Below are 25,233 nucleotides of genomic sequence, written 5' to 3' on the forward strand. Positions count from 1 at the left end.
CTATGTATTTGCGTATTGTAGTTAATGCCTTTGTATTTATGTTTTGTAGTACGGTAAACGCAACTAGTCCACTTACCTTTATTGCCGAAGATTTACACCCTTATCATTTTCAAAACGAAAACGGTGAAGCAGACGGAGCCTCGGTAGATATAGCTAAAGCAGTATTAAGAGAAGCTAAGCTAAACGCGAAGTTTGAAATAATGCCTATGGCGCGTGCTTCCCATGAATTAAAAACCAACCCTAATACTATTATGCTCTCTTTTTTAAAAACCCCTGTTAGGCAAAATCAATTTAAATGGTTAGGTGCGATATACTTTACAGATGCGTACTTAGTTAGTTTAAAAGATCATAAAGATAATATTAGCCATTTAAATCACGCCAAATTTTACAAAGTAGCAACCATTCGCGGTTATACGAGCGCCAAATATTTAAAAGATATGGGTTTCGAAGAAGACAAAAATTTAATCTTAGTTAGTTATTATCAGCAGCTATGGCAAATGCTCTACAAAAAACGTATCGATTTTGTTGTAGTGAATACACTTACTTTAAATAATGAACTAAAAATGTCCGGGCTTGATCCTAGCTTAATAGCTAAACGAGTTCATTTAACTGATTTTCCTTCAACCCTCTATCTTGCTACTAATAACCAGTTTGATGAACAAACAGCCATCGCAATATCAAAAGGGCTAAAAACGCTAAAGGTAAATGGCAAGTACCAAGCTATTTTAAAAAAATGGCAACTCCCCCTCCCACCTACCATAAATTAAATGTAATAAAGCTGCCCTATACTCCTCACAAAGCTTGCTAACACTCACTTTGCCATGGCTATTATTAAGACTAAAAAAGGTATTAAACTCAGCTACCAAGATGAAGGCGATAAAACAGCACCAGCTATTATTTTAATTATGGGGCTTGGGGCGCAAATGATAGTTTGGCCAGACTCGCTCTATTATGGTTTAGTAAAAAAAGGCTTTAGAGCGATTAGATTTGATAACCGTGATGTCGGGTTATCTAGCCATTTAGATGATTACAAAAATCCTAGTTTATTTAAAACATGGTTAAGTAAGTACTTACCTATACGCTCGAATATTCCTTACCTGCTTGATGATATGGCTGATGATGTACTCGCCTTAATGGCTGCACTTAAAATAAAAAAAACGCATTTAGTTGGCGCATCAATGGGTGGGATGATTGCCCAAATTATTGCAGCAAAACATAAAAAGAAAGTACTTAGCTTAACCACAATAATGTCGAGTAGCTCTACTTTTAAGCCAACAATAAAAAGTTTAAAGGTATTTTTAAAAGTATCTAAACTGCAACCAAAAACACTAACGCGCAGTGCCGCTATAAACTACAACATTCACTTAAACCAACTTATTGGTAGCCCAGCTTACCCACAAAGTGAAGAGTTATTAAAAGAGCATGCAATTAAAATAATTGACCGCTCATATAATCAAAATGGCTATAAACGCCAACTAATAGCCATAGCAGCCAGTAAAAACAGAGCCCAGTTAATAAAAAAAATAAAAGCGCCTACGTTAATTATTCATGGTAATGCCGATATAGTTTTTCCATCTATTGAAGGTGAAAAAACGGCTAAACTCATTAAAAAATCGAAGTTAAAAATTATAGATGGTATGGGTCATAACTTTGTACCAGAGCTTACGCCTAAAATGACAAAGTGGATTGCTAAGCATATAAAAAAGTCTCAACGAAAGTATTTAGAAAAATTACGCAATAAAAAACACCAACTGGTTAACCAAAATAAACTTTAAAAATAAGGTTTAATTATAAAAAACACAAAATTGGTAAGTTTTAATTTTTAAATTGGTATGTTAGATTGAAGTTGAGCGATGTCTTTACCGCACAATTTTTACTTCATCACACAGAGACAATAATGATAAAAAATACATCCACATTTAAACTTACGGCTTTAGCCGTTATCACACCTCTACTTTTTACGGCTTGTTCAAGTACCCAAAGCACTAATCAGCAAAGCGATGCGCCGGTACCTGCAACAAAGTTTGATTTATCACACTGGAAAATAAATGTACCAGTTGATTTAAACAACGACGGTAAAATTGATGAAATAGATGTAGAAGAAATTCAGACTTACGCACACCCTGATTTTTTCTATCTTGATGATAAAGGCTACATGGTATTTACCTCGCCTAATAAAGCGCTTACAAGTGCTAACTCTACTAATACTCGTAGTGAACTTAGACAAATGATCCGTGGATCAAATACTAAAATTAAAACTAAACACTCTAAAAACAACTTTGCTTTAGCTGTACATCCGTTATCTGACCGATTTGGTTCTGTTGGTGGAAAAATGGAAGCAACGTTAAAAGTAGATCACGTTGCGCTACGTGCAACTGATCCTGATAAAAAAGCGGCTTACTCTGTTGTTGTAGGACAAATTCACGCAGGTAAAGATCAGGCACTTATTGATACCAAGCTTGGTTATGGCTGGGGCAATGAGCCACTTAAAATATATTACAAAAAATGGCCAGGGCACAAAACAGGCTCAGTTTTTTGGAACTACGAACGTAACTTAGCTAAAACCAATCCTGACCGTACAGACATTACTTACCCAGTTTGGGGGAATACATGGGAAAACCCTAACGAACCAGGCGCCGCCGGTATTGCACTAGGTGAAGAATTTAGCTACACGGTAAATGTGTATAAAAATGTTATGCACCTTACATTTAGCGCACAAGGCAAAGAAGACGTTAACTACTCTATTAACTTAGGTAATAACGTAGACGCTTATGGCAAAGTGGACGAAAAAGATCATCCACATGGTTACGCTGCAGATTGGCATTACTTTAAAGCCGGCGCTTATAACCAATGTAGTACTAAAAGCGCGAAAGGTATTTGGTACCCAGGTTGTTTAGGTACTGGCGATTGGACTACAGATAAACAAAATGGCGATTACGCTCAAGTAAGCTTTAGTAAACTAGCGTTAAGCCCAGCGACACCGCCAACAAAATAACTAGGCTATTACAGCCTCAGATAAGTAATTTTTTAGTGATGTAAACAGTGGCGTTGGTAGATTATTAATATCGCACCAGCGCCACTTTAAACATTTACTAGGCTCTTTAAGCTCAGGCTCTCCGCCTTCAAAGTCAGCTTTTACATACAGCGTAATATAGTGCTTGTTCTCTGCTGTAAAAATATCATTGGTAAAATCAAGCTTGGTAATTTTACTTACCTTTAAACCTGTTTCTTCAAACACTTCTCGTATTGCACATTGCTCAACACTTTCACCAAACTCTAAATGCCCACCAGGTGTTGCCCATGTATTAGCACCATGCGCGCCAATGCGCTCACCTAGTAAAATTGTGTTTTGATGCTTTATGATAACCGCAACCCCTACTCTTACTACGTTACTCATATCGTGTTTTCTCCTATTTTTACTGCCCGCCATGCTGAACCACACGCTTTGTATTGTCAATTTTGTATTTTTAAAACCAGTGTGTTGATTAACTTTTAACCGACCAAGGTCGAATAGCTTGCTTGCTAAAAAAAGCCTACATTTTGTAAGGTCTCTCACACACAAATTTAGCTTTAGGAGCCTTACATGTCAGGCGAATATAAACAGCAATATAATGGCTTTAAACAAAACCCAGCCCAATTTTGGCTCGAACAAAGTAAAAATATTCCGTGGTACAAAACCCCCACAAAAGCATACACACAAGACGACGACGGGCTTTATCATTGGTTTAGCGACGGGCAATTAAACACCAGTTTTTTAGCGCTAGACCAACATGTTATTGCCGGATTTGGTAAGCAAACCGCACTTATTTACGACTCTCCAGTCACTAACACAAAGCAAACTTATAACTACTCACAACTACAACAAGAAGTTGCTAAATTTGCAGGCGTAATACAATCGTTAGGTGTTACAAAAGGCGACCGCGTAGTTATTTATATGCCAATGATCCCACAAGCTGTTATTGGTATGTTGGCGTGCGCTCGCCTTGGTGCTATTCATTCGGTGGTATTTGGTGGGTTTGCTGCACATGAATTGGCTGTACGCATTGATGATGCCAAGCCCAAACTTATACTTAGCGCCTCATGCGGTGTTGAAGTAAACAGCATTATTGAATACAAACCACTTATTGATAACGCAATAGAGCTTGCTGCGCACAAAGTAGAACACTGCGTTATTTATCAGCGCCCACAAGTAACCGCCACTCTTAAGCCTAAACGAGACATAGATTGGACTCAGGCAATGCAAACTGCTGCAAGCGCAGATCCGGTGCCTGTAAATGGTGACGATCCGCTTTATATTTTATATACCTCAGGCACGACAGGCACACCCAAAGGCGTAGTGCGCGAAAATGGCGGTCACGCAGTGGCACTGCAATACAGCATGGAAACCGTTTATGGTATGAAGCCCGGCGACGTATTTTGGGCAGCGTCTGACATTGGCTGGGTAGTTGGGCACTCTTATATAGTTTACGCGCCGCTAATGTATCGCTGCGCGACCGTATTATATGAAGGTAAACCCGTTAAAACGCCCGATGCTAGTGCATTTTGGCGCGTGGTTGAAGAATATAAAGTAAATGCATTATTTAGTGCCCCCACCGCCTTTAGAGCAATTAAAAAAGAAGACCCAAATGCCAATGGTTTTAATCAATACGATACCTCTAGCTTAAAACGTTTGTTTTTAGCCGGCGAGCGATTAGATCCTCCCACTTACGAGTGGCTTAAAGAAAAAACCAAACTGCCAGTGCTCGATCATTGGTGGCAAACAGAAACCGGCTGGGCTATTGCTTGTAACCCTGTAGGGCTTGAGTACTTAACAACAAAACCGGGCAGCTCTACCGTGCCTACTCCAGGTTTTGACGTGCGAATATTAGATATGGATGGCAATGAATGCGCAGCTAACGAGCAAGGCGCCGTGGTAATTAAACTGCCACTACCACCGGGTTGCCTACCAACAATTTGGCAAGATACCCCGCGTTTTAAAGCAAGCTACCTAAATGAATACGAAGGTTATTATTTATCTGGCGATGGCGGCTATATTGATGAAGACGGCTACCTATTTATTATGGGCAGAACCGACGACGTTATAAACGTAGCAGGGCATAGGCTTTCTACCGGCGAAATGGAAGAGATAGTAGCCGCGCACCCTGCTGTTGCTGAATGCGCTGTTTTTGGTGTAAACGATCCTCTAAAAGGGCAGCTTCCTATGGGAATGATCGTGCTTAAAAATGATTTTATGGGCTCAAGTACCGACGTGGAAGAAGCGCTTGTTTTAAGTGTTCGTAATCAGATTGGCGCTATTGCGTGCCTTAAAAATATAGTTAGCGTAGATAGGTTACCTAAAACTCGCTCGGGTAAAATACTGCGTAAAAATTTGCGCCAACTAGTCGATGGCGAAGAGCTACAAATACCTTCAACCATAGACGATGCCAGTATCTTTGAAGAAATAAACCAACAACTAACACAAAGATAAACCCAACCAACCTATCTAAAGCCATTTTTATAATGGCTTTTTATTTCATCCTTATATTTGATCCTTTTACTTAAGTTTAGGCTTAGGTTTAAGTTTTAATTTAACTAACAACTGAAATTTTTTACGGCCTTGCACTCTCTTCTTTTAAACGTGTTATTAATTAATTTAAAAAGGAATGGTGTATGCCCCGCTTGCTACAAAAACTATTAACTACAGCCCTATTATTTATGGGCTTTGCCACACAAGCCTATGAAATAGAAGACCTAGGCAATGGCTTACACCGCTTTATAGACGACAGACACCGCTCAGTATTTTTAATCACTTCTGAGGGCGCGATTGTTACCGACCCACTTAATAAAAAAGCCGCCACCTGGTTAAGCGAGCAAATTAAAACTCGCTATAACGTGCCTGTAAAATATGTAATTTATAGCCATAATCACAGCGATCATATTTACGGCGCCGAGGTATTTAAAAGCCCGCACACCACGTTTATAGCGCATAAACTCGCTGCGCAAGATATTAAAAATACACAAATGAAAACGGTAGCGCCCAGCCTTATTTTTGATGACGAGCTACTACTTACCCTTGGTGAGTCAACAGTAAAACTTAACTATCATGGTCCAAACGATGGTCGTGGTTCGGTTAGTATATTATTCGAAAAGCAAAAAACGTTATTTGTGGTTGATTGGATTGTTATTGGCAGAATGCCATGGCAAAAACTGTGGAGTTACGATATTCAAGGCATGATTAACTCAACCCAAGCGGTACTCAAATATGACTTTGATACTTTTGTAGGTGGTCATGCCGATATTGGCAGCAAGGCAGATGTAGCGCGTTACTTAAGTTATTTAGATCTTTTATATAGGCAAGTAACAGCAGGCGTTTTAGCCGGTAATACGCTTGACGAAATTAAACAAAATGTAAAGTTAGACCAATTTAGTGACTTTAAACAGTTTGATGCATGGTTACCGCTTAACATAGAAGGCGTGTACGAGCGTTTAATGGAAGAGTCAGGCATGGGTTGGCGCAGCGATTTATAAGCTTTAGTCTAATAATCATTGGTATTGCCGTATTTAACGCAATACCAATGTATTCATTAATTAAGGTTATTACTGATCAAACCTTTTTAATCTATCCCAATTACTTTAAGTAGTAACCTACATATAAACCGAGTAAGTAGTACTCCAAAAGCTCGCTAACGTTGCCAACATTTACTGCGTCTAGCTCATTTACACACAACCACGCTTTGGAAATAACCATACTTTATAGGCTGGGTATATTTAGGTATTTTAAAAACTTCTTAGGTTTACCAAGCATTCATAGGGATTTTTAAAGGTACTTGGCTACCATCTTCATTCTCTAAAAGTAATTGTAAAATCTCTCCAGACTCCTTGCGCATTAATTCTTTTGCTTCACTGGCAGGGCAGCCTGGAATTTTACAATTTTCTATAGAAATTATTTTTTGCCCAGCAACAATCCCTGATTTTTCAGCGGGTGAATTAGGTTCTACTTTTTGAATAATAAATGACGTTACCGTCGGGCTAAAAAAACCATCAGTTCCAACGTTCCCTAAAACTCCAAGTTTAACCTTCTCTGCAGCCAAGGCATTGAAAGAAGTAATTGAGATTAAAATAATTATGAATTTGAACATATGAATTAACACTCCATGTAAGTCTATCGTTAATATTCTTTACTATTTATAGTTTTAACACATTACTATCACTAAGTTTTTTATATTCTCAGCGTTACATTAAATATTTTAGATATAAAAAAACTCAAGGATTAAAAAAAGCGTATTAACTAAAATCGACCACCACTTCATAACACCCAGGCATATCGTTTACTTCGTATACCCAACCGTGTCGTTTTATTATTTTTTCGCTTAACTCCAGCCCTAAACCGTAGTCAACATTAGCGGGCTTATTTTTATTATTAGTAGCGTGCCGTATTAGTTTGTACGCTTTATTTACTATAGAGATCTCGCTGCGCAATATACCATTACCTTGATAGCTTGACTGGCTGCTTCATGCAGCAAGCGTACAACTAAGCGCAAGTAACAAACTGGTTAAGTGCTTTTTAAAATAAACCATTAATTATGCTTAATTCATACCATTACGAGCAGTTTATTAGGGCGAGGGTTAAAGATGAGTTAAATGGGCACACTTTATGAGAGTAAATACAAAAATTATTGTTACGCCATATTTAGCTATTTTTAGATTTTCTCTAAATACCATCTCAACAGGTGTTTTTAAGATTGTAACTACGTTACTGCGTTTTTATGACTCCTTACTACATCACTTCTACTTTATACCTCCCATATTTATGTTTGAGTACGTCCTCAGCCTCAGAAAAACATACAACACAGGTATTTTCTACTCTTAAGCGTAGCTTCTCTGCCCCCCCCCTTTGTGAGCACCTCTTTTTAATTTCAAAAAATATAAACTATAGCCATTATTTATCGTCGGATATAAAAACGCCCATGTTAGTTAAACTATGGGCATTGCTTGAAATACATTTTAAGCGTGGGGTTACAAACCAAACACAACCTTTTCACTTTTCAGCATTCGGCTGCTTAAAAAGCTAAACACGCTAAATAATATTAATGTAATCAAGGTAGAAAGTACTAATTGTGGTACTGGCAATGGGTTACCTTTGATAAACTCAATAAGTGCATATTGCTGAGCCGCAATAGGAACCCACTGTATAATATCGGTGGCAATGTCATAGGTAGTTATCATACTTAGCGACATAGGAATAAATAACACCATAGTTACATATGACTGTGCCTCTTTGAACGACTTTGCCATAAACGAAACAAATACCTGCAAGCTTGCCGACATTAATGCAATAGGTAAGCATACTGCAAAACAAAACAGCATAAATGCTGGGGTAATAGTGATACTAAAGCCGAGCTGTTGCCAAGGTACTAAGCCGTATGTAATTTTAGATACAATTAAAATGATTACGAGTCCTAGCATCGAAAAGCTGGCAATAGCAGCCGATTTAGCAAGTACAATTTGTAAGCTACTCAACGGATGGCTTAATAATAACGACAGCGAATTACGTTCGCGTTCACCGGCGCTAGTATCTATAGCTAGGTTCATCGCAGCGTAAAATACCGTTAAAATTATAGACAACGTAGCAATGCCTAAAAACATACCGCCTTTAGAGTCTGGAGTCGCCTCATCATGCGTCTCTACCGCTAAGGTACGCATAATGCTTGGATCAATGCCACGCGATATTAAACGTAAACTAGCCACTTCAGCGTTATAACTTGCCAGAGCTTTTTCAATACGATTTATATGCTTACCAAGTTTATCATTTGATTTATCAGCAATTAATGTAACTGTTGCAGGGCGACCTTCACGCATATTTTTTTGATAGTCATCACTAATATTTAATGTAATAGACTTGAGTAGTTCGTCATTTTTATCGTTTGTACTCTGTATTTCATTGGCCTTTAAATGCGCAACTAAACTAGGGGCTTGCTCCGCATTTACTATGGTGATTTTGAGCCCTTCGGGCGATGTAAGCTGTTGCAGTAATACACTTAATAGTAAACACATTGCAATGGGAGTACCTATTGCGTAATACAAGCCCGCCATCACTGAACGTTTGTCTCGACTGGCATCAATGATTTCTTTTTTATAGAGTACTTTTAATAAGTTAATCATGCTGCTATTCCTTCATCACTACCAATTAGCTCAATAAATGCTTCTTCTAGTGTGGCTTTTCCTGCTTTTTCACACAGTTCATCTACCGAACCTTGCGCTATTACTTGGCCGTTAGCCATGATCACTACGTGGTCACATAATGCGGCAACTTCTTGCATCACATGCGATGAAAAAAGCACGCAATGTCCTTGTTCCTTTAGCTGTATAAGTAGATCTCTTAAAATACGTGTGCTCATTACATCTAAGCCGCGTGTAGGTTCATCTAAAATAACGTTAGACGGATTATGTACCACAGCCTGTGCTAAAGCGGTTTTCATGCGTTGGCCTTGTGAAAAACCTTGGCAGCGGCGATCCGCAATATCGTCCATATTTAATTTTTTTATTACCTCACTGGTTGCTGCTTTCGCTTTTACAGACGAAAGCCCGCTTAATTGTGCAAAAAAGGTAATATATTCTCTAGGTGTTAATCGCTCATACAGACCACACGGATCAGGAAATAATCCTAAATTTTTCTTAGCTTCCATAGGATTTTTTGCTACATCTATGCCGTCTATTTCGGTTTCACCGCTGTCGGCTTTTAATAACCCGAACACGGTACGTAAACAGGTTGTTTTGCCTGCACCATTAGGTCCAAGCAAACCTGTAATTTGGCCATTTTTCGCATCAAAGCTTAGGCCGTTAAGGGCGTTAACATCGCCAATTTTTTTAGTTAGATTAGTTACCTTAATCATACCTTTACTCCATACTTTGAATTGTTGAACTGGCTGCGCCATTTATATTCATAAAAAACTTTTTATCGTTATTGTTATTGATACATTTTGTATCTATATCTTGCATATTTTGTTGATTAATAAACTGAGCAATTATTTTGGGCGCGCATGTTTGTGAGCCAATACCATGAGTTGCCGAAGGTGACACCAAATGAGTGGCATTTTTCATATTTACCATTGCCAACTCAGCCCAACTTGCAGGGGTTGCAGGGTCTCGCCCACCAGAAAGTAATAGAGTAGGCACTTCAGTCGTCACGGGCTTATAAAAGCTCTTATTTACTGGGGTTACATCCCAAATTGGGCACATTACATCAAACCCTTCAATCATCATTTTTCCCATGTAGCTTTTATTATATTTTGAACGCTTTTGCTCATTAAGCTGCGGCCAATCTTCACCACATACAATGGCATTGTGCATGCCCATTGCGAGCTGTTCAGTTATATCAACGCCCGACATCAATCCAACCCATGGCGAAAAATTACCATTAGCGGCTTGGCTAATTGCCAAAGGCAAAATTGCTCGCATTGAGTGGCTATAAAGTGCCATACGTATTGCGCCAAAAAACTTAGTTTTAGTCACCACTAGCGTTATGTTTTTGTATGTACGCGGGTGTTTCACTGTTGTTTCAATTGGCTGGCTATCTAACTGCGTCATTAAGGTATTAAATTGATTTTTTAACTGTGGATACTGTGAATTACAAAGCGTATTACTTTCACAACGTGCAAATAAAGCCGCTAACGAATCATCAATAGCTGCGCCTATTGCAGCCAAGCTTTGCTGCATAGGTACAACCCCATCCAATGTACTCGTTAATACTGAATTTGGAAATTGGCGGGTATATTCTTGCGCAATACGTGTACCATACGATACCCCGTACAAATGCAGCCCTTTATAACCTAAAGCTTTACGCACAGCTTCAAAGTCTTTTGCAGCAACAGGTGTTGAAAAGTGACTTAAATCAATATTCAGCTGCGCTTTACATTTTTGTGTTTCTTGAGCGCCCAGTAATGCGAGATCAGTCATTGAATCGTTAAATGCAAACTGTGTTTGCAGGTCATTACTTTCACATTGCAACTTATTTGAGTAGCCAGTGCCGCGTTGATCAACCAATAAAATATCACGCGTTTCGCGGACAAATCGTAAATTACGATTAAAAATAGCAGCTAGCTCTATTGCGCCCTGCCCTGGGCCACCAGCAAAAGCAAGCGCTGCTTCATCAGGGTGGCTAGGTTTAATAGCTGGAATAATCGCAAAGTTAATGTCGATTTCGCCATCAGCGCTGCTATCTGAGAGAGGGCGCTTAATACTGCCACACATTAATCTATCGGCTAACCCTTCCATATAACATGGGGTTAAAGCTGTATGTATTTGATCATTACTTTGAGCAAATACACTACTGCCACTTCCCGCTAATATTGATAAAAGCGTTAGCTTAGTTAGTTTTTTACGTAAATTAAACATGGTTTCCATTACTTTTCCCTTGTTGCTTTTTACACTCAATATGATAACTTTAACTACAGTGTATCGGTGTATTAATGTATTAATACAGTAGAGAAAGAATAATGTTAGAATTTATTAATGTCAACCCTAATAGTGGCGATCCAATTTATAAACAATTGCATGAACAAATTGTGCGGTTGATTGTGGGCGGGCAATTATCGATAGGCGAGCAATTACCTTCAGTAAGAAAAATAGCTGAGCACTTTTCGGTTAACCCTATGACTGTGTCGCGTGCGATAAGTCAATTGGTTGAACAAGGTTGGTTAGAACGAAGGCGTGGGCAACCAACCTGTGTTGCGCAAAAATCACAGCAGCAAACACAACAACAAGATACGCTATTATTTAATGGTGCCGATCAACTTATTCAGCAAGCCAAACAACTCGATGTATCGCAAGCTGTTTTAATAGAATTAATTAAAAAGCGATGGAAATAACCCCTATGGAACAACCACTCCTTAGCTACAAAAATGTATATAAAACAATTAACTCAAAAAATATTCTGAAAAATATTAATTTAGATGTGTATCCAGGTATGGTAATTGGCTTACTCGGTAAAAATGGCGCAGGTAAAACGACTTTACTACGCTGTGCACTTGGATTAGTAACTCCCGATATGGGTGATATTAGTGTTTTTTCAGAGCCAAGTTTACAAATTAATGCTGAAAACAAAGCTAAAATTGGCTATGTTGCTCAACAGTCATTTGGTTATGAGGGGTTTAAAATAGCCGATGCATTGGCACTACATCGTAGTTTTTACCCTAACTGGGATACCGAGCTTGAAACCAAATGGCTAGGTCGGTTTGAACTTTCAAGCACCGCTGCAATTAGCAACTTATCAATAGGTCAAAGACAAACACTTGCGTTAATTATGGCAATGGCATATCGCCCTAAATTACTTATTTTAGATGAACCAGTTGCAAGCCTAGACCCTATTGCCAGACGCGAGTTTATGAGCGATTTGTTCGATCTCGCACTCGATTCCGGTTCGGGGATTTTGTTTTCATCACATATCACTTCCGACATAGAGCGCGTTGCAAGCCATATTGCCCTTATAAAAGAAGGTGAACTGCTGTTATTTGATGAACAAGATGAGATTCGCGAAACTATCCGAAAAGTTAATTTTACCGATAACACCATTAACTTAACTGCTTACACTGTATTAGCTCAAAACAAAAATTCGGCCATTATTTATGGTTATAACAACGAAACAATTGATGGCGCATTGAGTATTAATCCGCTTTCTTTAGAGCAACTGTTTGTGGAGCTACATGCATGAGTTCGCCACAAAGCCGTAAGTGGTACCAAGGTTGGAGCGGTTTATGGTTAAAAGAAGCCGGTCCCGCTAGTTATTTTGTGCCATCAATATTTGCGACTATTTTTTCCCCCCTATTTATTGGTAGTGAACCTGTTATTCTTAATCTGCTCGCAATGTTTGCGATTATTTGCATGTACGCATCACTTGCTTTACAAAGTATTCGCTTACAAGCCACAGAGTGGCAGGCGCTAGTTGTTGATTATTGCCAACATATAACGCAACAAGGCAAAGTGTTTATTGCAATAATAAATGGTTTTATGCTGATAAATGCAGCTATTGAGCAGAGTATTCATCTTTTATCTACTATCTTTGTAGCGAATACACTTGGTTTAGGGCTATGGCTTTTATGTAGAGTGAGCAGTCATTTATTTACCCTTGGATGTTACATAATATTCACCACAGGCATTATAAGTTGTGTGTTATTAGAAAAAACACCTATTTTTTTAATCCCTATAGCTATTGTTACTTACTTAGTCCTATTAGTATTTAGAGATAAATTTGGCCAACCATATCACTTTAGCAGTCATGCCTTTGCTAATTATCGTCATGGTGTGCAATCGGGGTGGTCGCCTGTTCCTGTTGGTTTTTTATCAAGTTACTCTAAGTATTTAAATAAACAGCTCTTCCCTTTGAGTTACTTTGTAGGTCCTTCACTATCTCAATTTGCTATTTTGCTAGTAGGATTGAGTGCCAGCGCAATAATCATTAACTTTTTTTACGATATATCTAAGCACTCAATGTTTAGTTTAACAAATGTCTTGCTTGCGCTATTCACGCTTTGCCAATGGAGTCGATCACAAAGGACGCAGTCATGGGAATTGCTTTACACTCTCCCTATTTACAATAGCACTGCACAAGCAAAAAGCGCTTTTATTCAAAGTGCATTAAAATTTACAATTTACGTAGGAATATTTTGTTTTATTGTTACTTTGCCATTAATTGGACAACAACAATGGCAGTTTGTATATGCAGCTAATTTTTCACTTACAGCATGCGCAGCTTTTTTAGCTAGTTTTATAATTGGTAACATTGTTAAAAACACCAGTATTATGGGTATACTTTTATGTTTTTCATATGGCGGCCACATGGCTTTAAGTACTTACATCATTCAAAGCGATAACGGCTTTACAGACCTTGTTTTGGTAAGCTTATATGTATGTTCATTAGCATTATTAAATCGTTTCTCTGCAAAATATTTATAGCTTGAATTAAATAGGAATAAACCAAGTAATGATAAAATTAGTGCTTATTTACATATCGTTATTATGCTGTAGCTTTTCAACAAGCGCGCTGGTGCTCGTTAAAAAAAACACCCTGTATTACAGTGGCCAAATTACTGAGGTTCAAAATAATAAAGCTTCTGAACTTTTAAAAAGCAATTCCTCGATAAACGCATTAACGATTACCAGCGGTGGCGGTAACATCGATTTTGGTATGGATTTAGCTGACTTGATCGCCGCTCATAAACTTAGCGTGAGCATAAAAGACTTTTGCTTTTCATCTTGTGCTAACTACATACTACTCGTAGGGCAACCGACAACCATTGAGAAAAATGCAATAGTTGGCTGGCATGGCGATGCAGCCTCTGCAAAATGGCTCGACAGTGATATAGACACTATGGTCAAAAATTTAGATGAACCAAAAAAAAGTAAAAAATGGCAAGTACTCCGTGCGCATTATGATCAGGTTATAGCCAAAGCAAGTAAGCGAGAACGAGCAATGTATAAACACTTTAATGTAAATCATGACCTACTTACTGTTGGTCTTGAGCCAAGTTTACGCAAAGCAGCAATAAAAAAACATGCGCGAGGCTGGACATACTCACCCAAAGCACTTGCGTCTTTAGGTGTTAAAAATATAATTTTTAATCAGTGGCAACCTCGTTCCGTTAAGCACTTCCCTTTATTAATAATAAAAGACGTTAATTAAAGCTTAATCTATTGTTTGCTAAGGAATAACCATTCAGCCTTAGCAAACTACCATTCTATTTTTTAGTTTATTTAAACCCCTTAAACTTTATTTCATCCAATAAATCACTTTAATTTATCATATAAATTACTTTTCCCATATGAAATGCAATTGATATGCGTTATCATTTGCAACATCATTAACCTTTATTGTTCAACAATCATGAATAAGCTAATTCAACTCACACCTATATTATGCACTTTAATTTTAACTGGTTGCGGTGGTGGCTCTAGTAATAAAGCACCTTTATTTAATGAGCCAAACCTAAGCTTCACTTTAAACGAAGACACCTCTTTTACTGCTCAAGTAACAGCCACCGACGATGACGTCCTAAGCTATACACTTGCTAACGCGCCAAGTAATGGCATCATAGCAGTAGAGGCTAACGGTGAGTTTACTTACACACCATTTAGTAATTATTTTGGTGACGATACGGCAACCATAAGTGCAAACGATGGCAGTTTAACGGCAAATGTAGTAATACGCTTTGCTATTGAAAATGTTAATGATGCTCCTCAACTTCTCGCCACTAACGTGTTTGTTACTTCTTCAACCACCACCGAAGGGGTTATAACCACACAGGACTTAGATGGCGACACCGTAACTATTAGCCTAATTACCCCACCAAGCAATGGCGTAATGAGCATAAATAGCACCACGGGTGAATTTACCTATGAGGCACAAACTCTAAGCAGCATTGATGAGCAATTTGAAATTAGTTACACAGATGGCCTAATTAGCGAGCCATTAACGGCTATTATTTCGCTAAGCCCTTCTTATGTAACTAACGAAGACAAACTTAATTATTACTACAGCTCTAGCTTATCTCACTTAAAACAAGCAGATGAGTTAAGCGTAAATATTGCTGATGAACTTTCTCGATATGACGTATACGCAACACAAGCTGCGGCCTATGCGCGTGCAGGTTTTTTAGATACTGCTAACGACTATTTAGCACTTATAAACGAGCAAACGGCGCGTTCTTCGGCACTAAAAGAGGTAGCGCAAGCACTTGATGAAATAGGCCAAACAGAGCAAGCAAACGATTACCGCGTCCAAGCGGTAGCGGCCTACAACCAATACTTAGCTGATAAAGGTTTCGATAACATTGCCTCATCAGACGCATCAGTACTTTACTCTTTAGTAAAAAGCTACCTAGACGCCGATCAAGTCTCGCAAGCAAGTAATTTGTTGAATACAATTTCGTTATACGCTGAGCAAGTACGCGAAGACGAATACACATCAAGCTATGGCTACTTTTTAAATAGCGTACGCTTATCAATAGATGATGCCCTACAAAGCTATGCACAAAGCCTAGATGAAAGCGATTTAACTCAAGCCAAATTACTTGCCAATAACTACGCGCAACTTGCGGTAAAAACGGGTTACAGACTTGTACGTAGCGGCGAATACGAAGGCCAACCATACGAGCAATACAAAACGTTGCACGGGGCTTGGGCTGCGCAATACCTTTATAGAGCTGGCGAATTTGAAGCAGCAAAAGATTACACTAACCAAGTCCTTGCTATGTATGGCTCTACCGGTTTTGATAGTAACTACGCCTACTCAGCGTCGCCATACAGCGCCGCTACATTAGATAACTACACTTACCCTATTCAATTTTTAGCGGGCTTAATTGAAGGCTTATACCAAAGCGACGAAAACCCAGCAATAACGCTGTCAGACAGCGAAACCGATATAAACAACGCGCAAGAGCAAGTATATGGCTTTAATATAGCTAACCGCCTACTTGCCGGTGAAGATATAACAAGTGCCGCAGCACAAGCTCGCAGCTTTTTTACTGAAAATGACGACTACAACGAATTTTTTAGAGCACTAACATCGCTTGATAACGTCCCAGGCACAGGCCTAATTTTAAGTGAGGCCGGCAGAAACGACTTAGCACAGCAAGTATTTACCTATGCGGGCGACTTTTTAGCCTCTGATGAATACATTAGCAAAGAGTCATCAACCACGTTTTTAACGGGTTTTAAAGGCTGTAAGTCATTAGTAAGCTTAACAGCGCGAGTTGGTGGTGATACAGCAAGTGCAGCTAATAAATGTTTAACCATACTTAATACGCTTAATGATGGCGACATACGCACGCTAAGTAATAGCTCATCAATTACGGCGCATAATCAAGTAATAGTATCGCTAATTGAAGGCGGCTTAGCGGAGCAAGTAGCTGGTGTACACAATCAACTACTTAGCTACATTGCACTAGATGAAGATACCGAAGACAGGTTTGAAGCCCGTCTAGAAACATTAGGTTATTTAGTTAATGCCAACCAAACATCACTGGCAAGCACCACCTTAAATGATGCCATTGCCGAAATAACGCCTGCGTTAAATGAGTTAACAAGCGATCAGCTAGAAACTATATTAGCCGCTGTTAAAGCTGAAGTCATTGGTTTAGAAGCGGCTACAGGCGGGGAATTTGAACGTTACTCTATGCTTTCAAGCATGGGCACAAACGCGGCCAATATAAGTGATTTTTCAGCAAATTATAGTAATGCAAAAAATCAAGCAAGCACGCTTTTAAATACGCTTGAGCCTCTTATTTTGGGTTTTGCCAATACAATTATTGCCGACAACATGGAAGATTTAGTTAACAGCTTTACGTTAATTAACGATATTACCAAAGCACAAAGCCTAATAACTAATGGCGTTAATGGCGAGGCTGATCAGCTTGAGCTTTACATAGGCATGACCAACTTAGTTGCTTCACGCGATGACTTTAGAGGCATAGCTATTGCGAGCGTAGACACCGACCACGACGGCTTACCTAACTTCTTTTTACCTAATAGCAGTGATGAAGACATAGCCTTAGCTGGATTAATAGCCGACCAAGACGCTGATAATGATGGCGTAATTGATAGCGAAGACACAACCCCACTAGGTATTTAACAAAGAGCCGAAATATATGCAGACACCGACTACCCTCGCGTGTCTGCTTTTGCTTTCTCAGGGTGTATACGCCGCAGAACCGCAACAGCAGACAGAGCCAAAACCACAGCCATGTAACGAACTTAAAAATGAGCAAAAAGAGCGCTGTGAAGCACTTGAGCACATTGAAGTAAAAGGCCAGTACATAGGCATAGAAGTACCCGAAGTTATTGGACGTTCTTACTTAAATCGTGACTTTATAAACGCCACACCTAAAGGCAACGGCGATATAAATGAACTAATTGCCCTGCTCCCTGGCGTACAGCTAAGCAACGAGGCCTACTCTATTGGTAGCCTCGCAGAAATTAGCGCACCAGAAATTTCTATATCAGGTGCGCAACCTTGGCAAACGGGGTTTTCGTTAGATGGATTGAACTACAATAACCGCATAGACCCTGGCAGTTCATCTCGGTTGAGCTCATCGTCAAACGATGTGTCGGGCGGCGTACAAAGCATGAATGTAAATTCAGATGTAGTTGAATCAATCACAGTGTACGACCATAACATTCCGGCAGAGTTTGGTGGTTTTTCGGGTGGTATTGTTGATAGTAAAACTAAAAGTGTATTTACGAACGACAGCTATAGTTTTGGCGTACGTGGCAATCAAAGCAGCTGGGGGAGTTATCACTTTATAGAAGCCGAGCAAGACAGCTCTCAGCAAAGTGTTGACCAAAGCACACTTGAAGAACCTAAATACGAAAAAATAAGCTACAACTTACGTGCTAATAAACAAATTAACGAGCGCCATGGCTTAATGATGAGCGTTAATTACTTAACTAGCGATATTAGTGATTTGTCGTTAGGAGAAGTCAAAACGCAAAGCCGTAAAAACATTAATGCCATTGTAAAATATGGTTACCGTAATGGCTGGATAGACGCATTAGATTTAACTTTAATGTATTCACCTTACGAAGTAGATGACTTTATAACCGACGCCAAAGACAGTGACTTTCATTTAGAAGGTGGTGCAATTGGCGCCGTGGCGGCACTAACTGAACACTTTGATTTAGCAACGTGGCACAGTAATCTTAATTTTAGTATGAGCGACAGCAGCCGAGAAGGCCCTGCTCACTTTTATAACTGGCTACAAGCAAAAGGAAAAGATTGGGGGCAATACGCCGACCAAGGCGATGCGCAAACACGTTACTCTCGCCAAGGGGGTTATGGCGCGCTCGATAACACCCAATATACCACCAGCTGGAAAAATACCCTCGACTTTAAGACGTTTGAATTTGCTGGCACAGAGCACCGTATTAAAGCCGGTATTGAGCTTATTCGCCAAGAAGTAGAACGCGAACGTATACAAAATAGCTACGGCTATGACTCGCCAATTATATGGTCTAGCGCTAGCACGCCACTTAATTGCAGTGGCTATACACTTGACTGCCAAGCACTTGAAACAACTATATCGATTGACGAACTTGCAGCGCAGTTAGGCGGCGAAATTGATTTTAATAATAAAGATCACAATAAAGCGTACAGTAATAATGTAACAGCCACCGCGCAGTATTTTAATGGCCGTTTAGTAACTCCTGCAGAGTATATAAATGCAACCTTAAATCGAGCCTCATTTTATGCAACAGATAGCATTACATTAGGGCAATTAAATCTAAACTTAGGTATGCGCTACGAATATGATGACTTTTTAGCTAATCATAATATCGCACCGCGTATATCGCTTGGTTACGATGTATTTAACGACAACCGCACAATTATTAGCGCAGGCGTTAACCGCTATTACGACTCAGCTATTATTGGTTATAAAGTAAAAGAACAGCAGCGTTTTTCATACCGAGAGTACCGTCCTATCGAAAATGGCTACCTTCAAGGTTGGCTGCCATCTAACTACACGGGCGCATTTAAATACCGCTTTGATGATGTAAATACCCCCTACGATGACGAGCTAGCATTAGGCATAGCCCACTCCTTTGAGAAAGCAGGAAATATATCGCTTAAGTATGTAAAGCGTAAAAAGCATCAGCAGTTTTCTCAAGTTACCGACGAGGAAGCAGGCAGTGATGGTTATAAATATATTTATATGACTAACGAAGGTGATGGCAGCTCAGAGCGCTACTCAATATCGTGGAGCGCGCAGTTTGGTAGCCACTCATTATGGGCTAACGCCTCATACGCTGAAAACAAAATTTCAAACGACGAATACAGTGCTAGCGCTGAAAATACCCCGCTTGACGAACTTGTTTATTATGTAAATGCAAGTGGCAGCGGCAAGCTTGTAACGCTTGGGCAGCTTGCTCAAATACGTACCAACTTTGGTACCCCTGTTACAGGCGCACTTGGCTGGAATGTTGATTGGAGCGACTCGTTTAGTACAGGCTTAAACGTTACATATAGTGGCAGCTACACCAGCGCTGTAAGCACCGGCGCAAGTCAAAGCATTGGGCTTGAAAAAAGCTGTGCAAGTTGCCCCGTAGAATCAAGTTTAGCTGATGAATACGAAGAGCGAGAAATGCGCGCCAGAACCATGCTAGGGCTAAGTTTACGCTATAGCCATAACCTAACAAAAACTCAATCTATTGACATTAGAGCGGATATTTCTAACTTATTAAATGCCCGTACTTACACAGTAAACGAAGGTGCATCAGGCATTGAGCCTGGGCGTATGTTTTGGCTTGGAGTAACTTATAAATATGATTAAGCAACTTTGTGTAATTACATTATTACTCTCCTTTAGTATGCACGCTCAACAATACAGCAACAAAGAGTTACGTGGTTTGTATAGTAAGAGCCAAGTAAACTGGCCGGCCATTCAAACCAGTGATGAGCGTATAGTTGAGCCTCTTTCGTTATTGCCAATAGCTACTCCATTGCCAGAGCACGTTGCACTTGGTAATAAGCTTTTTCATGATCCACAGCTTTCGCGCGATAAAACCGTAAGCTGCGCAAGTTGTCATGAACGAGATAAGGGGTTTCATGATGGTCGTGCCACTGCTATAGGCATAAATGATCAAGTAGGCACTCGCAATACCCCTGCTATTTTTGGTATAGATCAGTGGCAAAGCTTTTTTTGGGATGGTCGCGCTAAAACAGCTGAGCAACAAGCACTTATGCCTATTAGCAATCCAATTGAAATGGACTTAGATCCACAAGAAGCCTTAATACGGGTCAATAAAGATAAAAGCTATACGGCATTTAATAAAAGTGCCTTTAATTCAGACACGCTTTCTATGGCACAAATGGCAGAAGCCCTCGTTGCATTTGAGCGAACACTCATTGCACCTAATACTCGCTTTAAATCATTTATTAATGAGGTTCAGAGTAATCCAAAAAAAGCGCTTAGACGTTTATCAGATAATGAATTAAACGGATTACATTTATTTAGAACTAAAGCAAAGTGTATGACTTGCCACAATGGCGCGCTATTAAGTGACAACCAATTTCATGGCACTGGCCTTCATTACTACGGCCGTAGTTTTGAAGATAAAGGCCGGTTTAATTTTACAAATAATCCAAGTGATATAGGGTTATTTAGAACCCCTTCTCTACTTGGTTTAACTGAAACATTTCCATGGATGCACAATGGACTTTTTGATGATCTACTAGGCATAGTAAATATGTATAACCATGGTGGAGTAAGACCTAAGCCTAGGAAAAACCAATTAAACGATCCACACTTTCCTAAGACGACGAAACTGTTAAAACCATTAAAACTCACCAAGCAAGAGCGTTTAGATCTTGTTGCATTTTTACGGATTTTATAAGTTTTGTAATTGCTCTATCAACCATTTATGAATTGGGCTGTTATTAGTACGTGGATGCCATGCTGCTATCACTTTAAAAGTAGGTGGAAGTGCCTCAACTTCTAGCAGTCTAACTTTACTATTTGGTAATAATCTTGAAGGGTAAAACGCGAGCATATCAGTAGTATGTAAAATGTCGGGCACCGCTGAAAAACTCGGTACCGACATAACAATATTACGTTTTAGCCCTTGGCTTTCAAACCATTGATCGTGCGACCCGCGTAAATTAGCGCGTGAAGGCGACACCACCAGCTGCGGGTGCGCTGCAATTTCCGACAGTGTTAAGGGCTCATCTTCAAACTCATTTTTACAGCCTGTAATACACAAGTGCTGCTCTTCTAGCAAAGTGACATACGCTAAGTTGTCAGGTATAAACTCTGGAAAGCTTATCAGTAAATCAAGCTCGCCTGCCGTTATAAGTTGATTAACGTTGTCAGACGCAAAGTCGCGCACTATCAGCTTTAAACCTGGCGCTTCACGGCGGGTAATATTAAATAATTGCGGCAATAAAGCCTGCGTGGCGTAGTCGGTTGCGCTTATGGTAAACACACCTTTATAAGTTTGCGGGCTAAACTGCTCAGGCTCTAGTAACGACTCTAATTGCTTTAAAATATGATTAACAGGCGCCTTTAGCCCTTGCGCTTTAGGAGTAGCAACCATGTTATTGCCTTGGCGAATAAACAAACGATCGTCAAATAAATCTCGTAGCTTTCGTAGTTGCTCACTAATAGCTTGTTGCGTTAACCCCATTTTTTTGGCTACTTGTGAAAGGTTTTGCAGTTCTAATAAGCTACTGAGTACTCTTAACTGCTTTATATCAAGCCGACTAATACCATTCATAATTGTATGCTGTACAAAAAAGTGTTGTTTCAAATTGTATCTTTAAATCTCTATGCTGCCAATGTCGCTTAACCACTATTTAAGCCTTTGTTTGCTTTATAAGAGAATTTAAAATGAAATCAGAATTAATTAACACCGCCCCTTTATTCTCATCAATTGAGCTTGGCCCTTTTACACTTAAAAACCGTATTGTGATGCCTCCTCTTACTCGCTCTCGCAGCACTCAGCCTGGCAATATCCCTAATGAATTAATGGCTGAGTATTACTCGCAGCGCGCATCGGCTGGTTTTATGGTTACTGAAGGCACACAAATAGAACCTCGTGGACAAGGTTACGCTTGGACCCCAGGAATTCACTCGCAAGCACAAATTGAAGGCTGGAAAAAAGTAACACATGCAGTACACGCTAAAGGCGGCGTTATTTTTGCTCAGCTTTGGCATGTAGGGCGCGTATCGCACACCACACTACAACCAAATTCAGGTAAACCGGTTGGCCCTTCAGATATTATTGCTGACAATGTAAAAGTCTTTATTGAAACCGCACCTGGTGAAGGCGCATTGGCTGACCCAAGTGAACCCTGCGCACTAACTACAACTGAAGTTGGTGAACTGGTAAACATGTACGCTCAAGCTGCACGCAATGCTTTAGAAGCAGGCTTTGATGGTGTGGAGCTTCATTGTGCTAACGGGTATTTAGTTAATCAGTTTATTTCTGAGCATACAAATAACCGTGATGATCAATACGGTGGAACACTTACTAATCGCCTGCGATTTTTAAAAGAAATAGTTGAAGCGGTAAGTGACGTTGTAGGCGCAAACCGTTTAGGTGTACGCTTTGCTCCTTTATTTGAAAGCACAGACGAAACACGAGTGTATTTAGGACTTGTTGAATCAAACCCTCACCATACTTATATACAAGCCATTAAAGTGCTTGAGCAAGCTGGTATTGCTTACTTATCGATTGCTGAGGCTGATTGGGATAACGCTCCCGATTTACCACTAGAGTTTTATAAAGCAGTACGAGCTGAATTTTCAGGTCGCATTATTTATGCTGGTAAATACACAGTAGAAAAAGCGGGGCGTATTTTAGGTGAAGGTTACGGTGACTTATTTGCATTTGGTCGCCCATTTATAGCTAACCCTGATTTACCAGAGCGTATAGCGAATAATTGGACGTTTAACGAAGCCGATGCAGCCACTATGTATGGCGGTACTGAAGTGGGTTATAGCGATTATCCGCTCTACGAAAAATAGTTAATTTAATTAAGCCAAGGAAGGCTTAATTACTAATTTCGTATCCATTTTTTGTGATACCACTAATCATTTTGGTGTATCAAAATATTCCTAAAATCGTCAAAAACTAGAGATTATGTCAAGAACCGTCAGTAAAATGTAAAAAGCTGTAAGCATAACTCCGTTTGCTGTTGTATGTCAGTTAACATTCAGTTTGAGCCGCTAGTATTGAACCCAGTTATGTAAAAACATAAACGAGGCAATACTATGAAACTTACTTTTTTACTACCTGCCCTGCTCGCCATTGGCGCAGTATCAGGCTCTGCGCTTGGAGCACAAAACGAGCGAGAGAATGATAAAAGCTTTAAACGCGATCACGACAAACGTGTTGAATATAAACGCGATGTACGCCGCCATGAAAAAAAGCAGCGTATTGAGCATAAAAAAGAAAAACGAGAAGACCGTAAACAAGAAAAACGTAGACTCGCAAAGTACAAGCAGGAAAAGCGTGAACAACACCGCTACAACCAGAGAAAATATAACTACTTAACAAACCATCATAATTCAGTCACTTACAGACAAAACCGATTTGTAAACCATTTACCACGCAGTAGCGCATCGATTAGGTTTAATGGTATTTCGTTTACGTTTAACGACGGCCTTTACTACCGTAAAGCTAAAAGAGGCTACCATGTTGTTAAACCACCTAGAGGTCTGCGTATAAATACGCTACCAAGAAATTATAGGCATTTTAAACACCATAATACGACTTACTACACTTATCAAAATGTATACTACATGGCGGATAATGATGGTTATACGGTTATTGATGAGCCATCAACTCGCCTTAATCAGGCAATAAAAGTGGGTAATGTAAAGGACTATCGCTTGGGTCAAACATACGACTCACTGCCTATGGCTGCACAGGCCGTAATAATTAACTCACAGCAGTATTTTAAATACGGCGATATTTATTTTTTACCGCAAATAAGTGACGATGAAATAAAATACCTCGCTATAAAGCTGGGGTGAATTAATTTATGTATATTGCTATTTAAACATTAAACCTACCACTCTCTCATTGAGCTCAATGAGAGAGTGGTAATAGCCCGTATACGCTAAATGGCTCTGATCAATAAAAGCAACAACGTCATTTTCGCCATTATTTTATAGTGTTAAAAAATACATTTTTATTGTTCTAACTTTAAACGTTGATGCCACTGAGCAATACTTTCGCTTGGGTATTGATCAAACTGCAGATCACCGTTTTTTATAGGCGCATCAACCCAATGAGCTTTACTGCCTAACATTAAATGAGTGCGCTCTGGTGGTATGGGTAACTCACTATCAATTGCACCAGCAAATGGGTGAACTTGATCTGGCCAACGCGCGTCGTACAGCCATAAATTAGCACTACAATGCTTGCAAAAATGACGCTCAGCAGGGCTGATTTTATTGTCTATTTTAGCGTGATAAATCGTTATATGCTCCGCACCTGTCACTTTTAATGTTTTATATTCTGCACTTAAATTAATAACAAAACCCCCGCTTCCTGCGGTTTTTCTGCATATAGAGCAATAACATAAATTGTAAGGATAAGGGTGTTTTGAGTTGACCGTAAATACCACTTTGCCACAGTGGCAAGCGCCATTAAGCTTCATAATATATCCAATTTTTTATTGTTGGCTTGAATTAATACCTTAACTAGGTGAGCATAAAAAAACCACAACAATTACACGCTGTGGTTTTTAAATTAATGAGC

Annotated in this window: 22 protein-coding genes; 14 read left to right on the forward strand and 8 right to left on the reverse strand. The window is 39.5% G+C overall.

What is annotated here, in order from left to right; genetic code table 11:
• Positions 1-2: 2 nt before the first annotated feature.
• The 3 genes from LOS73_RS18185 to LOS73_RS18195 all read left to right on the forward strand — a co-directional run bounded on the left by LOS73_RS18185 (position 3) and on the right by LOS73_RS18195 (position 2,995).
• Entirely contained in the window at positions 3-767 is a 765-nt protein-coding gene (locus LOS73_RS18185; protein ID WP_008135107.1) for a substrate-binding periplasmic protein, read from the forward strand.
• Between the two features lie 54 nt (positions 768-821).
• A complete protein-coding gene (locus tag LOS73_RS18190; protein ID WP_457934084.1) occupies positions 822-1,775 on the forward strand; it encodes an alpha/beta fold hydrolase in 954 nt (317 codons plus the stop codon).
• A gap of 122 nt (positions 1,776-1,897) precedes the next feature.
• Entirely contained in the window at positions 1,898-2,995 is a 1,098-nt protein-coding gene (locus tag LOS73_RS18195) for a polysaccharide lyase family 7 protein (RefSeq protein ID WP_342865378.1), read from the forward strand.
• Here the strand turns inward: LOS73_RS18195 and LOS73_RS18200 are convergent, their stop codons facing one another.
• Positions 2,996-3,397: a nucleotide triphosphate diphosphatase NUDT15 gene (locus LOS73_RS18200; protein ID WP_033040204.1), complete on the reverse strand. Its 402-nt coding sequence runs from the start codon at positions 3,395-3,397 to the stop codon at positions 2,996-2,998.
• 186 nt (positions 3,398-3,583) lie between these two features.
• On the opposite strand from LOS73_RS18200, the gene LOS73_RS18205 reads away from it, so the two are divergent.
• Both LOS73_RS18205 and LOS73_RS18210 read left to right on the forward strand, forming a co-directional pair.
• Positions 3,584-5,467 carry a propionyl-CoA synthetase gene (locus LOS73_RS18205; RefSeq protein WP_342865379.1) on the forward strand — a complete coding sequence of 628 codons (1,884 nt, stop codon included), beginning with the start codon at positions 3,584-3,586 and terminating at the stop codon, positions 5,465-5,467.
• A 182-nt stretch (positions 5,468-5,649) separates the two neighbouring features.
• Positions 5,650-6,507, forward strand: coding sequence for an MBL fold metallo-hydrolase (locus LOS73_RS18210; RefSeq protein ID WP_033040200.1), 858 nt, complete (start codon positions 5,650-5,652; stop codon positions 6,505-6,507).
• Positions 6,508-6,773: 266 nt separating this feature from the next.
• On the opposite strand, the gene LOS73_RS18215 is transcribed toward LOS73_RS18210, so the two are convergent.
• The 5 genes from LOS73_RS18215 to LOS73_RS18235 all read right to left on the reverse strand — a co-directional run bounded on the left by LOS73_RS18215 (position 6,774) and on the right by LOS73_RS18235 (position 11,382).
• Entirely contained in the window at positions 6,774-7,118 is a 345-nt protein-coding gene (locus LOS73_RS18215) for a PDZ domain-containing protein (RefSeq protein ID WP_457934085.1), read from the reverse strand.
• A gap of 145 nt (positions 7,119-7,263) precedes the next feature.
• Positions 7,264-7,458: a hypothetical protein gene (locus tag LOS73_RS18220; protein WP_457934086.1), complete on the reverse strand. Its 195-nt coding sequence runs from the start codon at positions 7,456-7,458 to the stop codon at positions 7,264-7,266.
• Positions 7,459-7,995: 537 nt separating this feature from the next.
• Positions 7,996-9,141, reverse strand: a complete 1,146-nt coding sequence (locus tag LOS73_RS18225) for an ABC transporter permease (protein ID WP_306724733.1) — start codon at positions 9,139-9,141, stop codon at positions 7,996-7,998.
• Complete coding sequence (locus tag LOS73_RS18230) at positions 9,138-9,872, reverse strand: ABC transporter ATP-binding protein (protein ID WP_008135099.1); 735 nt, start codon at positions 9,870-9,872, stop codon at positions 9,138-9,140. The genes LOS73_RS18225 and LOS73_RS18230 overlap by 4 nt, the downstream gene beginning before the upstream one ends.
• Before the next feature lie 4 nt (positions 9,873-9,876).
• Positions 9,877-11,382: an alpha/beta fold hydrolase gene (locus LOS73_RS18235; protein WP_096792518.1), complete on the reverse strand. Its 1,506-nt coding sequence runs from the start codon at positions 11,380-11,382 to the stop codon at positions 9,877-9,879.
• 92 nt (positions 11,383-11,474) lie between these two features.
• Here LOS73_RS18235 and LOS73_RS18240 point away from each other — a divergent pair, with 92 nt between their 5' ends.
• From LOS73_RS18240 to LOS73_RS18270, 7 genes are all read left to right on the forward strand, one after another.
• Positions 11,475-11,846 carry a GntR family transcriptional regulator gene (locus LOS73_RS18240; RefSeq protein ID WP_007376926.1) on the forward strand — a complete coding sequence of 124 codons (372 nt, stop codon included), beginning with the start codon at positions 11,475-11,477 and terminating at the stop codon, positions 11,844-11,846.
• Positions 11,847-11,851: 5 nt separating this feature from the next.
• The gene (locus tag LOS73_RS18245; protein WP_007376927.1) at positions 11,852-12,688 is read left to right on the forward strand and encodes an ABC transporter ATP-binding protein; all 837 of its coding nucleotides are present in this window, start codon (positions 11,852-11,854) and stop codon (positions 12,686-12,688) included.
• Complete coding sequence (locus LOS73_RS18250; protein ID WP_033029947.1) at positions 12,685-13,929, forward strand: hypothetical protein; 1,245 nt, start codon at positions 12,685-12,687, stop codon at positions 13,927-13,929. Before LOS73_RS18245 ends, LOS73_RS18250 begins: the two co-directional genes overlap by 4 nt.
• Positions 13,930-13,957: 28 nt before the next feature.
• Entirely contained in the window at positions 13,958-14,656 is a 699-nt protein-coding gene (locus LOS73_RS18255; protein ID WP_232224820.1) for a hypothetical protein, read from the forward strand.
• Positions 14,657-14,857: 201 nt separating this feature from the next.
• Positions 14,858-17,602: an Ig-like domain-containing protein gene (locus LOS73_RS18260; RefSeq protein WP_457934087.1), complete on the forward strand. Its 2,745-nt coding sequence runs from the start codon at positions 14,858-14,860 to the stop codon at positions 17,600-17,602.
• A gap of 16 nt (positions 17,603-17,618) precedes the next feature.
• Positions 17,619-20,297, forward strand: a complete 2,679-nt coding sequence (locus LOS73_RS18265) for a porin (RefSeq protein WP_457934088.1) — start codon at positions 17,619-17,621, stop codon at positions 20,295-20,297.
• Positions 20,290-21,360, forward strand: coding sequence for a cytochrome-c peroxidase (locus LOS73_RS18270; RefSeq protein ID WP_342863085.1), 1,071 nt, complete (start codon positions 20,290-20,292; stop codon positions 21,358-21,360). Before LOS73_RS18265 ends, LOS73_RS18270 begins: the two co-directional genes overlap by 8 nt.
• Here the strand turns inward: LOS73_RS18270 and LOS73_RS18275 are convergent.
• Positions 21,355-22,272: a LysR family transcriptional regulator gene (locus LOS73_RS18275; RefSeq protein WP_457934089.1), complete on the reverse strand. Its 918-nt coding sequence runs from the start codon at positions 22,270-22,272 to the stop codon at positions 21,355-21,357. The genes LOS73_RS18270 and LOS73_RS18275 overlap by 6 nt on opposite strands.
• Before the next feature lie 80 nt (positions 22,273-22,352).
• On the opposite strand from LOS73_RS18275, the gene LOS73_RS18280 reads away from it, so the two are divergent.
• Together LOS73_RS18280 and LOS73_RS18285 are read left to right on the forward strand one after the other, a co-directional pair.
• The gene (locus LOS73_RS18280; RefSeq protein WP_457934090.1) at positions 22,353-23,492 is read left to right on the forward strand and encodes an alkene reductase; all 1,140 of its coding nucleotides are present in this window, start codon (positions 22,353-22,355) and stop codon (positions 23,490-23,492) included.
• Positions 23,493-23,738: 246 nt separating this feature from the next.
• The gene (locus tag LOS73_RS18285) at positions 23,739-24,503 is read left to right on the forward strand and encodes a DUF6515 family protein (protein ID WP_457934091.1); all 765 of its coding nucleotides are present in this window, start codon (positions 23,739-23,741) and stop codon (positions 24,501-24,503) included.
• Between the two features lie 158 nt (positions 24,504-24,661).
• On the opposite strand, the gene LOS73_RS18290 is transcribed toward LOS73_RS18285, so the two are convergent.
• Positions 24,662-25,132, reverse strand: a complete 471-nt coding sequence (locus LOS73_RS18290) for a GFA family protein (protein ID WP_007376937.1) — start codon at positions 25,130-25,132, stop codon at positions 24,662-24,664.
• Between the last annotated feature and the right edge of the window lie 101 nt (positions 25,133-25,233).

The organism is Pseudoalteromonas sp. SCSIO 43210, from assembly GCF_054133285.1.